Source organism: Anianabacter salinae, assembly GCF_019061145.1.
GTDB classification, from domain to species: domain Bacteria; phylum Pseudomonadota; class Alphaproteobacteria; order Rhodobacterales; family Rhodobacteraceae; genus Anianibacter; species Anianibacter salinarum.
In genome coordinates this window covers 701,968-714,692 of record NZ_JAHQZS010000001.1, presented here as the reverse complement: position 1 = coordinate 714,692, position 12,725 = coordinate 701,968, and the positions used below count along the sequence as shown (strand labels likewise).

17 protein-coding genes are annotated in these 12,725 nt (G+C 64.5%); all 17 read right to left on the bottom strand.

The genetic code is table 11. The annotated features are described in order from the left end of the window. Positions 1-9: 9 nt before the first annotated feature. Genes KTJ87_RS03525 through KTJ87_RS03445 form a run of 17 tightly spaced genes read right to left on the bottom strand, consistent with a single transcriptional unit; the run spans position 10 to position 12,708 of the window. Complete coding sequence (locus tag KTJ87_RS03525) at positions 10-753, bottom strand: class I SAM-dependent methyltransferase (RefSeq protein ID WP_267137676.1); 744 nt, start codon at positions 751-753, stop codon at positions 10-12. Between the two features lie 28 nt (positions 754-781). Next, positions 782-1,810: an NADH-quinone oxidoreductase subunit NuoH gene (nuoH, locus tag KTJ87_RS03520; RefSeq protein ID WP_267137675.1), complete on the bottom strand. Its 1,029-nt coding sequence runs from the start codon at positions 1,808-1,810 to the stop codon at positions 782-784. Between the two features lie 6 nt (positions 1,811-1,816). Then, complete coding sequence (locus KTJ87_RS03515; RefSeq protein WP_407650458.1) at positions 1,817-2,212, bottom strand: hypothetical protein; 396 nt, start codon at positions 2,210-2,212, stop codon at positions 1,817-1,819. 5 nt (positions 2,213-2,217) lie between these two features. Further along, a complete protein-coding gene (nuoG, locus tag KTJ87_RS03510; protein ID WP_267137674.1) occupies positions 2,218-4,242 on the bottom strand; it encodes an NADH-quinone oxidoreductase subunit NuoG in 2,025 nt (674 codons plus the stop codon). Between the two features lie 3 nt (positions 4,243-4,245). After that, positions 4,246-4,746 (bottom strand): DUF3291 domain-containing protein, encoded by a 501-nt coding sequence (locus KTJ87_RS03505; RefSeq protein WP_267137673.1) that lies wholly within the window; start codon positions 4,744-4,746, stop codon positions 4,246-4,248. Positions 4,747-4,750: 4 nt separating this feature from the next. Continuing rightward, entirely contained in the window at positions 4,751-5,098 is a 348-nt protein-coding gene (locus KTJ87_RS03500) for a hypothetical protein (protein WP_267137672.1), read from the bottom strand. Between the two features lie 3 nt (positions 5,099-5,101). Continuing rightward, the gene (locus KTJ87_RS03495) at positions 5,102-5,326 is read right to left on the bottom strand and encodes a hypothetical protein (protein ID WP_267137671.1); all 225 of its coding nucleotides are present in this window, start codon (positions 5,324-5,326) and stop codon (positions 5,102-5,104) included. A 5-nt stretch (positions 5,327-5,331) separates the two neighbouring features. After that, positions 5,332-6,627 carry an NADH-quinone oxidoreductase subunit NuoF gene (nuoF, locus tag KTJ87_RS03490; protein WP_267137670.1) on the bottom strand — a complete coding sequence of 432 codons (1,296 nt, stop codon included), beginning with the start codon at positions 6,625-6,627 and terminating at the stop codon, positions 5,332-5,334. Positions 6,628-6,631: 4 nt separating this feature from the next. Beyond that, positions 6,632-6,862 (bottom strand): DUF5337 domain-containing protein, encoded by a 231-nt coding sequence (locus KTJ87_RS03485; protein WP_267137669.1) that lies wholly within the window; start codon positions 6,860-6,862, stop codon positions 6,632-6,634. Between the two features lie 8 nt (positions 6,863-6,870). Then, positions 6,871-7,734 carry a hypothetical protein gene (locus KTJ87_RS03480; protein ID WP_267137668.1) on the bottom strand — a complete coding sequence of 288 codons (864 nt, stop codon included), beginning with the start codon at positions 7,732-7,734 and terminating at the stop codon, positions 6,871-6,873. Positions 7,735-7,770: 36 nt separating this feature from the next. After that, positions 7,771-8,910 carry an NADH-quinone oxidoreductase subunit E gene (locus KTJ87_RS03475; protein ID WP_267137667.1) on the bottom strand — a complete coding sequence of 380 codons (1,140 nt, stop codon included), beginning with the start codon at positions 8,908-8,910 and terminating at the stop codon, positions 7,771-7,773. A gap of 1 nt (position 8,911) precedes the next feature. Next, positions 8,912-9,070: a hypothetical protein gene (locus KTJ87_RS03470; protein ID WP_267137666.1), complete on the bottom strand. Its 159-nt coding sequence runs from the start codon at positions 9,068-9,070 to the stop codon at positions 8,912-8,914. Further along, positions 9,070-10,284, bottom strand: coding sequence for an NADH-quinone oxidoreductase subunit D (locus tag KTJ87_RS03465; RefSeq protein ID WP_267137665.1), 1,215 nt, complete (start codon positions 10,282-10,284; stop codon positions 9,070-9,072). The genes KTJ87_RS03470 and KTJ87_RS03465 overlap by 1 nt, the downstream gene beginning before the upstream one ends. Before the next feature lies 1 nt (position 10,285). Next, positions 10,286-11,164, bottom strand: coding sequence for a sulfotransferase (locus KTJ87_RS03460; protein WP_267137664.1), 879 nt, complete (start codon positions 11,162-11,164; stop codon positions 10,286-10,288). Positions 11,165-11,167: 3 nt separating this feature from the next. Next, positions 11,168-11,791: an NADH-quinone oxidoreductase subunit C gene (locus KTJ87_RS03455; RefSeq protein ID WP_267137663.1), complete on the bottom strand. Its 624-nt coding sequence runs from the start codon at positions 11,789-11,791 to the stop codon at positions 11,168-11,170. Positions 11,792-11,818: 27 nt separating this feature from the next. Beyond that, the gene (locus tag KTJ87_RS03450) at positions 11,819-12,352 is read right to left on the bottom strand and encodes a NuoB/complex I 20 kDa subunit family protein (RefSeq protein WP_267137662.1); all 534 of its coding nucleotides are present in this window, start codon (positions 12,350-12,352) and stop codon (positions 11,819-11,821) included. Beyond that, positions 12,343-12,708, bottom strand: a complete 366-nt coding sequence (locus tag KTJ87_RS03445; protein WP_267137661.1) for an NADH-quinone oxidoreductase subunit A — start codon at positions 12,706-12,708, stop codon at positions 12,343-12,345. The genes KTJ87_RS03450 and KTJ87_RS03445 overlap by 10 nt, the downstream gene beginning before the upstream one ends. Between the last annotated feature and the right edge of the window lie 17 nt (positions 12,709-12,725).

The following is a 12,725-nucleotide window of genomic DNA, read 5'->3' as shown; positions in this document are numbered from 1 at the left end:
AAGCTCCTTCTAGTTCGGGTGACTATCGTCGCGCTGCCAGCGCGATACGTAGTCGGATTGAAGCGCCGGGCCTTGCAGCACCGCCTCTTCGGATTTTCGCACTTCGTAGTAGAGATAGACGCGGCTTTGCGGCAGCTGCTGGCCAAGCCCGCGCAGGCGGCGTCCGAATTCTGCCGGGTCGGGAAGATCGACCGCCGGGAATTTCTGGTGCGTCGGCAGGGCCATGCAGTTCATCACCTCGCAGCCCGCGCTGCGCTTCCAGAAGGAATACACGAGGTCGGGGTTGAACTGGTAGAACCCGTGCGCCCACCAGCCGTTCATGCCGTTCGCCGAGGCAAAGATGCCGCCCGGCCGCAGCATCTTGAACACGTTCTCCAGCGCCTGCGCGACGTTGAACACATGCTCGATGGTGCCACCGTCGAAGATGAAATCGAACTGCTCGTGCAGGCTTTCATCGACGGGGCGGTTCAGGTCGGCGATGTGCTGCGCGCCTTCGGACGGGCTGTAGTCGAGCGACTCAACATGGCCGAAGCCCAGCTCGAACAGGGCGTCTTCGGCGTAGTGGTCGTCGGTCACGAGATCGCGGATTTCCTTGTCCTCGACCCCGGCCCAGCGCAGCGCCTTGTTATAGCGCTGTTCGCCCTTCTCGCGCAGGACCAGCGTCTGGCGGCCCAGCATCAGGCTGCGTTTGGGGGTCGGCATCCGTGTCGAAAGATCCGCAAGTCGTGAAAATAGTACCAGGTCAATGCCCATGGTGTTTCCTCTGCCTCTGCTCTTTTTTTTATAGCCAGCGGGCATAGGCCCCGCCGAACAGGTCGTATTGTGCAAAGAAGGATACCATAACAACCCAGATCAGGGACATAGGAAGAAACACCTTCCATCCCAGACGCATAAGTTGATCGTAGCGGTAGCGCGGCACGATGGCCTTCACCATCGCAAAGAGGAAGAAGAAGAACGACATCTTGGCGATCATCCACAGCGCGCCGTCGGGCAGACCGGGGATTGGCGACAGCCAGCCGCCGAAGAACAGCAGCGACAGCAGCGCGCACATCAGGAAGATGGCGATGTATTCACCCGCCATGAACAGCAGGAACGGGGTCGACGAATATTCTACCTGGTAGCCCGCCACCAGTTCGGATTCCGCCTCGGGCAAGTCAAACGGCGGGCGGTTCGTCTCGGCCAGCGCAGACACGAAGAACAGCACGACCATCGGCAGGTGCGGCAGCCAGTACCAGTTGAACAGGCCATAGTTGCCGTCCTGCGCCGCGACGATCGCGGTCAGGTTCATCGAGCCGGTGGACAGGATCACCCCGATGATGATGAGGCCGATCGAGACCTCGTAAGAGATCATCTGCGCCGCAGACCGCAGCGAGCCAAGGAACGGATATTTCGAGTTCGACGCCCAGCCGCCCATGATGACCCCGTAGACCTCGAGCGACGAGATCGCGAAGATGTACAGGATCGCGACGTTGATGTTGGACAGATACCAGTTCTCGTTGAACGGGATCACCGCCCAGGCCGCCATCGGCAGCGCGAACGCCAGAAGCGGCGCAAGAAAGAACACCGTCCGGTCCGCGCCAGCGGGAACGATCACCTCTTTCAGGACCAGCTTGAGCATGTCCGCAAGGCTTTGCAGCAGGCCCCAGGCGCCCACCACGTTCGGGCCGCGCCGCATCTGCACGGCGGCCCAGACCTTACGGTCGGCATAGAGGATGAAATAGGCCGACAGCAGCAGGAACACCACCATCAGCAGGCATTGGGCGAGGGTCAGTACGAGAATGCCAAGCCCGGTTGAAAAGAATTCAGCCATAAGTCCTCACACCGTCGGTATGCCTGTGTCTTCGCAGAGGGCCACGACGACTTCCGCGTCGATGGTCCGAAGCCCCTCGGGGAGCGCATTCGAGATGGTGTAAACCGCATCTCCAAGCCAGACGCCACCCTCCATCTCAACATTTGTGCGCACATGGCGCGCGAATCCGTAGCCGCGGATCAGTGCATAGCGCGCTGCCGCGCATTCTGCATAGGATTCGACCTGTTCGCGTCCCGCCTCGGGGCTCATCCGCACGAGGAAGTTCACCAGATCGCCCTCCAGAAGGCGGGTCTCGATCCCCAGGTAGTCGCCGATCCGCGCGTCCTCGGGCAGAAGCGGCCCCGTGCAGGCGGCAAGGGCGATGACCGCCCCCGCCAGAGGTGCGAGCCTGAAGCGGCCCACACGGTTCACTCCGCCGCGAGCGCCGTCTGCTGCCGTTCTGCAGCAAGCCGCGACAGCTCCGCCATCAGTTCGGACGCGCGGGCCACGGGGTTGGTCAGGAAATGGTCCGCGATCGCGGGCTTGAACGCCCCCGCCCCGGGTTTCTGCAACGGCAGGCGCTGCCAGTCGTTTTCGGGAACCTGATCGACCATCTTCAGATGCGGCACCGCCTTGACCAGCGCCTGACGCAGTTGCGGCAGCGAGTCGTAGGGCAATTGCGCGCCCATCTCGGCCGACAGCGCGCGCAGGATCGCCCAGTTCTCCTTGGCCTCGCCCGGCGGGAAGCTGGCGCGCAGCGCAAGCTGCGGGCGGCCTTCGGTGTTCACGAACAGGCCCTGTTCCTCGGTGTAGGCGGCGGCGGGCAGGATGATGTCGGCGCGGTGCGCGCCCCGGTCGCCGTGGCTGCCCTGGTAGATCACGAAGGGCCCCTTGGCGATCTCGACCTCGTCGGCGCCAAGGTTGTAGATCACCTCGGCCCCGTCCATCGCGGCGTCGATGCCGCCGTCGAACGTCGCGCCCACGTCCATCGCGCCGACACGTCCGGCGGCGGTGTGCAGGACAAGGAACGTCGCGCCCGCGTTCTCGACCAGCTTCATCGCCTGGCTGAGAACGGCGGCGCCATCCGCGTCGCGCAGCGCGCCCTGTCCGATGATGACGACGGTGTTCTTGGTGTCCCGCGTGTCGGCGGAAATCTCGCGCGCGGCCAGATCGACCAGCGCCGCGCGGTCGGTGCCGACATGGGCGTAATCATAGGTCAGATCGACCGGCTCGCCCACCAGCCCGATGCGCGCGCCCTTGAGCCATGCCTTGCGGATGCGGGCGTTCAGCACCGGCGCTTCGGCGCGCGGGTTGGTGCCGATCAGCTGGATCATGTCCGCGTTCTCGATATCCTCGATCGTCGCGGTGCCGACATAGGCGGAACGATTGCCCGCAGGCAGCTTGGCGCCGTCGGTGCGGCATTCGGTGCGGCCGCCCTGCCCCTCGATCAGTTCTTTCAGCGCAAAGGCGGCTTCGACCGGGGCCAGATCGCCCACCAGACCGGCGACGGTCTTGCCCTTCATCGCCTTGGCAGCGGCGGCCAGCGCCTCGCCCCAGCTTGCAGGGCGCAGCTTGCCGTTTTCGCGGATATACGGCTTGTCGAGCCGCTGGCGGCGCAGGCCGTCCCAGACATAACGCGACTTGTCCGACAGCCATTCCTCGTTCACGCCGTCATGGTTGCGCGGCAGGATTCGCATCACTTCGCGACCCTTGGTGTCGACCCGGATGTTCGACCCCAGCGCGTCCATCACGTCGATGGTTTCGGTCTTGGCCAGCTCCCACGGGCGGGCGGTAAAGGAATACGGCTTGGAGGTCAGCGCGCCCACCGGGCACAGATCCACGATATTGCCCTGCATCTCGGATTCGAGCGTCTGGCCAAGATAAGCGGTGATCTCTGAATCCTCGCCGCGCCCGGTCTGGCCGAGTTCCGGCATCCCCGCGACTTCGGTGATGAAGCGTACGCAGCGGGTGCAGGAAATGCAGCGGGTCATCGCGGTGCCGACGAGCGGCCCAAGGTCCATGTTGTCGGCGGCGCGCTTGGGTTCGCGGTAGCGCGAGAAATCGACGCCATAGGCCATCGCCTGATCCTGCAGGTCGCATTCGCCGCCCTGGTCGCAGATCGGGCAGTCGAGCGGGTGGTTGATGAGCAGGAACTCCATCACCCCCTCGCGGGCCTTCTTGACCATCGGGGAATTCGTCTTGATGACCGGCGGCGCGCCTTCGGGGCCGGGGCGCAGGTCCTTGACCTGCATCGCGCAGCTTGCGGCAGGCTTTGGCGGGCCACCCACGACCTCGACAAGGCACATCCGGCAGTTGCCCGCGATCGACAGCCGCTCGTGATAGCAGAAGCGCGGGATCTCGATCCCGGCCTGTTCACAGGCCTGAATGAGCGTCAGGGCCGGATCGACCTCGATCTCGGCGCCGTCGATGATGATTTTCCTCAAGTCGCTCATGCGTCACTCCGCTGCGATTTCACTGCACCGACGCTCTTTCCAGAGCCGCGCGTTGTTCAGATGGGACCAGCCGAAAGCATGGTCTGTGTCGCCGTGACGACGCAGATGGTCAAGGCGTCCCAATGCCTCATCCAGCGTCGGGCGGTGCCCGGCCGGCACCCACCACATCACGAAATGCATCTCGCCCAGAACCTCGAACCAGTCGGCCCGGCGCTCATAGAACTGCCGGTGCACGGTGTTCCAGACAAAAGCCTCCAGCGTCTCGACGCTTTCCCAGACGGTCAGGTTCGAGACATGGCGCGGATCGCCGTCGATCTTGGCCTCGGTGTTGCCGGTGCCCGGTTCGCCCGAGCCTTCCATCATCCACACGAAGCCCGGCATCCGCTTGCCCAGTCCGTTGATGCGGTCGAGCGCGGCCATGAACTCGGCCACGCGCGGGTCATCCACATCGGCGACAAGGCGGCCGACGTTCAACTCGGCCAGATGAAGGACATCGTCGGTCATCGTCTCAGCTTTGTGTGCAGCGGCCCGACAGGACCACGGTGTCGTTCACCGGCTGGAAGCCGGCGGGATCGGCATCAGGGCCGACGGTCCAGTCGGTGTCCGAGCCGCCGTATTCCCGCAGACAATACTTGGTCGCCTCGTAGCGCCCCGATTCCAGCGCGGCACGGGGGTTCACCGTGAACGGTGTCACGTTCACGGTAAAGGCGCGGCGGTCGTCGGAACTCGCCGAGAGTTTCGATTTGAAGCGGATGCCTTCGAAGGTCGTCGGGGCGTCGCCGCTCACGGCATTCGTGACGCGCGAACAGGACGGAAGTACGACCAGAAGGGCCATGAAGATCAAAAGGTTACGCATGGCTCAGCCCTCCACTAGATCAAGGCGCTTTTCAATACGCGACAATCTGTCGTCGAAGCGGTCCATGCGACGATTCAGGATGCTCAACTGCTCTTCCACGTTCGTCGTGCGTTTTCCAAGGTCACGAATATCGTCACGCATGTCGTGCATATCCGCCCGCATGTCCGCGAGCGTCCTCTCGAACTTGCGCATGTATTCGAGGATCAGGTTGCCAGTTTCGTCCGTCACCCCGATCACTCCGCCGCCACAGCGCTGACGCGTCCGGTGCGCTTGTGCTTGATGCGGTCCTCGATTTCGTCGCGGAAGTTGCGGATAAGGCCCTGGATCGGCCAGGCCGCCGCGTCGCCGAGCGCGCAGATGGTGTGGCCCTCGACCTGCTTGGTCACGTCCAGCAGCATGTCGATTTCCTCGACTTCGGCGTCGCCCGTCACCAGCCGTTCCATCACACGCATCATCCAGCCGGTGCCTTCGCGGCACGGCGTGCACTGGCCACAGCTTTCGTGCTTGTAGAACTTCGCCAGCCGCCAGATCGCCTTGATAATGTCGGTCTGCTTGTCCATCACGATGATCGCGGCGGTGCCAAGGCCCGACCGCTGCTCGCGCAGATAGTCGAAATCCATGATCGCCTCGCGCATGTTCTCGCCGCGGATGCAGGGCACCGAAGACCCGCCGGGGATCACCGCCTTGAGATTGTCCCAGCCGCCGCGAATGCCGCCGCAATGGGTTTCGATCAGCTCTTCAAAGGTGATCGACATTGCTTCTTCGACGACGCAGGGGTTGTTCACATGGCCCGAGATCGCGAAGACCTTGGTGCCCGCGTTGTTCGGGCGGCCGAAGCCTGCGAACCACTCCGCGCCCCGGCGCAGGATGGTCGGCACGACGGCGATGGATTCGACGTTGTTCACCGTCGTCGGGCAGCCATAAAGCCCCGCCCCCGCCGGGAACGGCGGCTTGAGGCGCGGCATCCCCTTGCGGCCTTCGAGCGATTCCAGAAGCGCGGTTTCCTCGCCGCAGATATAGGCCCCCGCGCCGTGGTGCAGGTAGATGTCGAAATCCCAGCCGGAGCCGCAGGCGTTCTTGCCGACAAGTCCCGCGTCATAGGCCTCGTCGATGGCGATCTGCAGCGCCTCGCGCTCGCGGATGTATTCGCCGCGAATGTAAATGTAGCAGGCATGCGCCTGCATCGCGAAAGACGCGATCAGGCAGCCCTCGATCAGGGTATGCGGATCATGGCGCATGATCTCGCGGTCCTTGCAGGTGCCCGGCTCGGACTCGTCGGCGTTCAGCACCAGGTAGGAGGGGCGACCATCCGACTCCTTGGGCATGAACGACCATTTCAGCCCGGTCGGAAAGCCCGCGCCACCACGTCCGCGCAGGCCAGAGGCCTTCATCGTATCGATGATCCAGTCCCGGCCCTTGCCGAGGATGTCGGCGGTGCCGTCCCAATGGCCACGGGCCTGCGCACCTTTCAAGGTGCGCTCGTGCATCCCGTAGAGATTGGTAAAGATCCGGTCCTTGTCGCTCAGCATTGCCTCATCCTTCGTTGTCCCGGCGTTTCCGCCAGATCTGATAGGTCACGACCATCGCCCAGACAAATCCGGCGAGGGCCGCGAAATCGAAGAGGAACGCATAGCGGGCGGGAAGGCCGATCGCGCCGCCGATCCACGTTCCCGCCATCCAGACGATCATCGTGGCGGCGATGACAAGCGCGACGATGCGCGCCTGCCGTGCCAGTTCCCTGTCCTTGTCGGACCCTTGGGTCATGCGTGTCCTCAGTAAACGTTGCCCTTCTGAACGCGGGTCGAGAATTCGGTCTCGGCCCCCGTGGCAAGGGTCTTGGCCTGGGAAACCCAGTTGTCGCGGCTGGCCCGGCCCTTGAACCCTTCGAGGTTCTGGTCGACCCAGGCCAGTTCACGCTCGGTCCAGCCCGCGATCTGGTCGAAGTGATAAACCCCCATGCCGTTCAGCATGACTTCGAGCTTCGGACCGATCCCCTTGATTTCCTTCAGGTTGTCCGGCCCGCCGTCACGGGGCTTGTCCATCATCGCCGGCTTGTCCTCGGCCTTCACGTCGGCGGGGGCTGTGCCCGCTGTGGCGCCGGTGCCCGAAGGCTGGTCGGCGGGCGTGGGATCGGCTTTTGGCGGGGCCGCCGCCGGGGCCGCGCTGGCCGGGGCCGCCGCCGGAGCGGTCGTCTTTGGCGCCATGGCGGCAGAGGCTGGCGCCTCTGCCTCGCTTGTGCCTTTTGCCGCCGGTGCCGCCGGGGCGGCGGCGCCGCCCGCGGCAGGCGTCGCATCAACTGCGGACGCACCCGGGCCTGTCGCCGCCGAAGCGGACGAGGCGCTTGCCGACGCCGATGCCGCCCCAGCCGCTGCCGTTCCTGTCGAAGTGCCAGCCGTTCCGTGGCCCGCGCCGTCCTTCACGCTGCGCGCGCCGCCATCACCGGGATGATCCGGCTTGTGATGAAAGCCACGATACAGGATCACGGCCACCACCAGCGCGACGAAAATCGCGAGGAAGAAGGCCGGATTGAACCCGAAACCGCCCAGAACCATGAGGGCGACGAACGCTACGATACCTACCGTCCCTGCAAGAACGGCAACCAAAAGCAGCGATCCTTGCGTCTCTTTGGAAGCCATTTTGTTATCTCCTTAAAGCCAGAGTGCTTGTTGCGCCTAATACTTAGCGCGTTTGGAGAAATCTGTCTCGCCCCCCGACGCAAGCACCTTCGCCTGCGCCTGCCAGTCGTCGCGGGTCACGCGGCCGCGGAACCCTTCGAGGTTCTCATCGACCCATGCGACCTCTTCTTCGGTCCAGCCTGCGATCTGGTCGAAGTGGTAGAAACCCAGCGACTGCAACAGCTGTTCCAGCTTGGGCCCGACGCCCTTGATCTTCTTGAGGTCGTCCGCTCCGCCGCCGCGCGGCCCGCTCAGCGATTGCGGCTTTTTCTGCGGACGTTCAGCGGCTTCACCCGGTTCGGTGGCGGGCGGATGCCCGGTGCCTTTCGCCGGTGCCTCGCGTTCGTCGATGCCAGTCTCGTCGATGGGCACACCCTTGGCGGGGCGCGGGCTTTTCGGTGTCGATCTGACATCGACGTTCACGTCCGTCTCGGGGTTCCACGGCGTGCGCAGCGGCACTTCGGTGCCGTCGATGCGCTTTACGGTGTCGCCGAGGTCTGTGGCAATCTGGACACTTGCGTTGTGCTTGGTGTGGCCCGAATCATATTCCATCAGGCTGGTCAGCCCCGACATCGGCTCGGACGCATAGCGCCCGTTCTGCGGGCCCGGCGTCGGCACCTTGCCCGCCGCCAATTCGTCGATGATCTCGCCCAGCCGCTCGGCGGTCAGGTCTTCGTAGTAATCCTTGCCGATCTGGGCCATCGGCGCGTTGGCGCAGGCGCCCAGGCACTCGACCTCTTCCCAGCTGAACTTGCCGTCCGCCGACACCTCATGCGGGCGCTTGGCGATCTTGTCCTTGCACACCGCCATCAGGTCCTCGGCGCCGCAGATCATGCAGGACGTGGTGCCGCAGACCTGGATGTTCGCGACGCTGCCCACCGGCTGAAGCTGGAACATGAAGTAGAACGTCGCCACCTCGAGCGCGCGCATGTAGGCAAGGCCCAGCATGTCCGCGACATGCTCGATCGCCGGGCGGCTCAGCCAGCCTTCCTGTTCCTGCGCGCGCCACAGCAGCGGGATGATCGCGCTGGCCTGACGGCCCGCCGGATACTTGGTGATCTGCGCCTCGGCCCATTCGCGGTTCTCGGGTGTGAAGGCAAAGTTGGCGGGCTGGTCATGGTAAAGACGGCGGAGCATTTCAGACAAACCCTCGTAGAATGGACATCAGAAGGGCAACCACGGCCCCGATGATTGCGCCGCTGACAAAGCGGTTGCGCCCGCGCGCGCCATAGACGGCGGCAGCACCGGCGACAGCCCCGACAAGGACGACCCAAAGCGATACGGTCACGGCACCCATCAGCGGTCGATCTCCCCGAAGACGATGTCGAGCGAGCCGAGGATCGCCGAGACGTCGGCCAGCTGGTGGCCCTTGCACAGGTGATCCATCGCATGCAGGTGCGGATACCCCGGCGCGCGCAGCTTGGCGCGGTAGGGGCGGTTGGTGCCGTCTGCCACAAGATACACGCCGAACTCGCCCTTGGGTGCCTCGACCGCGCAATAGACCTCGCCCTCGGGGACGTGGAAGCCCTCGGTGTAAAGCTTGAAGTGGTGAATGAGCGCTTCCATCGAGGTCTTCATGTCGCTGCGCGTCGGCGGCGACAGCTTGCCCCGGGTCAGCACGTCGCCCTTGTTCTGCGGCTCGCGCAGTTTGGCGCAGGCCTGCCGCATGATCTTCACGCTCTCGCGCATCTCGGCCATGCGGACAAGGTAGCGGTCATAGCAATCGCCGTTCTTGCCCACGGGGATCTGGAATTCGAACTCGTCGTAGCACTCATAGGGCTGAGCGCGCCGCAGATCCCAAGCGAGGCCCGACCCGCGCACCATCGGCCCCGAGAAGCCCCAGTTGAGGATATCCTCTTCCGTCACGACGCCGATGTCCGCGTTGCGCTGCTTGAAGATGCGGTTCTCGGTCAACAGGTCGTCGATGTCGTCCAGCACGGCAAGGAACGGATCGCACCACGCCTCGATGTCGTCGACCAGCTCGTCCGAGATGTCCTGGTGCACGCCGCCGGGGCGGAAATAGGCCGCATGCAGGCGTGCGCCCGACGCCCGCTCGTAGAAGCCCATCAGCTTTTCGCGCTCCTCGAACCCCCAGAGCGGCGGGGTCAGCGCGCCCACGTCCAGCGCCTGCGTCGTGACGTTCAGAAGGTGGTTCAGGATGCGCCCGATCTCGCAGTACAGCACGCGGATTATGGACGCGCGGCGCGGCACCACGGTGCCGGTCAGCTTTTCGATCACAAGGCACCAGGCGTGTTCTTGGTTCATCGTGCCGACATAGTCGAGCCGGTCGAAATACGGCAGGTTCTGCAGGTAGGTGCGGCTTTCCATCAGCTTTTCGGTCCCGCGATGAAGCAGGCCGATGTGCGGGTCCACCCGTTCGACCAGTTCGCCGTCGAGTTCCAGCACCATGCGCAGCACGCCGTGCGCCGCAGGATGCTGCGGGCCGAAGTTGATGTTGAAGTTGCGGATCTTCTGTTCGCCCGTCACGGCGTCTTCGAATTTTCCGTCCATGTCACACCTTCATGTTGGCCGCCCAGGCGGGGGGCAGCGCCGCGCCGAACCTGTCGGCGACGTATTCGTATTGCGGGGCAAGCTGGTCACGCAGCCGCGCCCGGCTTTCCTGCGACAGCGGAATGCGCACGCCGCCGTGGACGGTGCGGTCCGCCTCGCCGGGACGGGGCGCGATGCCCAGGAAACCGCAGATGCGCGTCAGCGTCTCGGTCTCGAACAGCCGCTCGAAGAACTCGATCAGGATGTGCGGGCCGGGAACGGCGTTGAACAGCCGTGTCAGGGTGCCGCGATAATCCGAGCGGTCGATCACGTCCGTCGCCTCGCCGCTGAACACGCGGCCAAGGATGCGCTGTGCGATCTCTGCCACCTGCTCGGGCCGCTCGGCCCGGCGCGCTGCGGCGCCGCGAATGTTGGACCACGCCCGGTCCACCGGGTCGCGCAGGATCATGACGAACCGCGTCTGCGGCGCCAGCCCCGCCATCTCGCGGAACCGCGCTTCGGGCAAGAGCGCGTAGGCCGGGGTGATGTCGCCGACAACCCGGCGGCCATTTGCGGCCTCGCGCAGAAAGGCGGCATAGTCGCGCGGACCGACGCCCTCATCCGCCATCAACGCGCCATAGCGGCACAGATCGGCATGGCGGCGCTGCAGCGCCGCGCGGCGTTCGGGCGCGGCGGTTTCGGCCTTCATCTCAAGCATGGCGATGCGGCGCATGGTCTTGTCGACCTCTTTCAACCGCCCGCCGAATTCGAGGCTGTCGAAGAAGTGCAGTTCCTTGGGCTCGGGCATCGCCACCTCGGGGTGCAGCGACAGATAGCGGTGCAGCCAGGACGTTCCCGCCTTGGCAGCGCCGATCCCGTAGAGAAGCGTCGCCTCGCCCATGGATCAGGCCTTTGCCTCCGCGGCCTTGTCGCCGCCTTTTTCATCGCCCGGAAGGATGTAATTGGCCCCTTCCCACGGGCTCATGAAATCGAACTGGCGGTATTCCTGTACCAGCTTGACCGGCTCGTAGACGACGCGCTTCTGCTCTTCGTCATAGCGCACTTCGGTGTAACCCGTGGTCGGGAAATCCTTGCGCAGCGGATGCCCGCGGAACCCGTAATCGGTCAGGATGCGCCGCAGGTCGGGATGGCCGGTGAACAGGATGCCGAACATGTCGAACACTTCGCGCTCGTACCAGTTGGCCGAATGGTAGACGCCCGAGATCGACGCGACCGTCTGATCCTCGCGCACGGCGGCCTTCACGCGGATGCGGTGGTTCTGCCACATCGACAGGAAGTGATAGACCACGTCGAACCGCGCGTCCCGCTCGGGCCAGTCGACGCCGGTGATGTCCACCAGCGTTGTGAAGCGGCAGGTCGAATCGGCTTTCAGGAACTCGGCGAAGCTGAGGATCGAGGACGGCGCGATCTCGACCGTCAACTCGTCCAGCGCCACCGACCAGCGGACCACGCAATCGGGGCGCTTCGCCTCGATGTGCTGGCCAAGCTCTTGCAATGCCTGGGTCATGGATAACCTTCCTTTCGCGTCCCGCGCCTAGCGCCGGATCGTGCCGGTGCGGCGGATCTTCCGCTGCAACTGGAGGATGCCGTACAGCAGCGCCTCTGCCGTGGGCGGGCAGCCGGGAACGTAGATGTCCACGGGAACGATCCGGTCGCAGCCGCGCACCACGGAATAGCTGTAGTGGTAATAGCCGCCGCCATTCGCGCAGGACCCCATCGAGATCACGTAGCGCGGCTCGGGCATCTGGTCGTAGACCTTGCGCAGGGCAGGCGCCATCTTGTTGGTCAGCGTGCCGGCGACGATCATCACGTCGGCCTGACGCGGCGACGCGCGCGGCGCGATACCGAAGCGTTCGGCGTCATAGCGCGGCATAGAGGTGTGCATCATCTCGACGGCGCAGCAGGCCAGACCGAAGGTCATCCAGTGCAGCGACCCGGTGCGCGCCCAGTTGATGAGGTCCTCGGTCGAGGTGACAAGGAACCCCTTGTCCTGAAGCTGACGGTTGAGGGTCTGGGTGGCGACCTCGTTGTCGCCCCCTGCGGTGTTCACGGCGGTGCTCACTCCCATTCGAGGGCCCCTTTCTTCCACTCATAGGCAAAACCGACCGTCAGCACGGCCAGAAAGACCATCATCGACCAGAACCCGACCAGCCCGACATCCTTGAACGCGACGGCCCAGGGGAACAGGAAGGCGATTTCCAGATCGAAGATGATGAACAGGATCGACACCAGGTAGAAGCGCACGTCGAACTTCATCCGGGCATCGTCGAAGGCGTTGAAGCCGCATTCGTAGGCCGACACCTTCTCGGGATCGGGGTTCGACGGCGCGACCAGAAGCGCCGACAGCATCAGGATCAAGCCAAGGCCAAGCGAGACCCCGATAAACAGCAGGATGGGGAGGTATTCGCGCAGCAGTTCGTCCACGGCCAGCTCCTTTCATG